At 57.4% G+C, this 465-nt stretch carries 1 pseudogene; it reads left to right on the forward strand.

From position 1 onward, the window contains the following. Nucleotides 1–341: pseudogene (locus WM40_RS27385) on the forward strand (DDE-type integrase/transposase/recombinase); the annotation flags it as partial. Nucleotides 342–465 lie beyond the last annotated feature (124 nt).

Below are 465 nucleotides of genomic sequence, written 5' to 3' on the forward strand. Positions count from 1 at the left end.
TTCTGCAAAAGCGTCGTGATGCCGCCGCAGCTGAACGATTCTTTAATAGGATCTTGCGAAACCACTCGGCACCGCGCGTCATCGTGACCGATCAGCTTCGTAGCTATCCGGCTTCCAAAGCCCGAGTGCCCGCGCTGGCCAAAACGAAGCACATCTTCGTACGTGCTGTCGCACGCGTGAATAACCGCGCCGAAAATAGCGATCAACCAACACGTGAACGCGAGCGCCGCATGCGCGGCTTAAGAGATCGGCGACGTGCCCAGCGCTTCCTCTCGAACGTCGGCCCGATTCGACAGCATTTTGCACTCAAGCGCGAAATACTTGGCCCCATCGAACACCGTCGTTAGCTCACCGCGCATCTTGCGTCATGGCGGCAATTAACGCTTCGGAGCCAAAATCCGTCCGCGTTTTGAAAGCAGGCGGTGAAATGCCCTTTTCCGGCCCACGACCGCTAACGTGACAATG

It is taken from the genome of Robbsia andropogonis, from assembly GCF_000970345.1.
Lineage (GTDB): Bacteria > Pseudomonadota > Gammaproteobacteria > Burkholderiales > Burkholderiaceae > Robbsia > Robbsia andropogonis.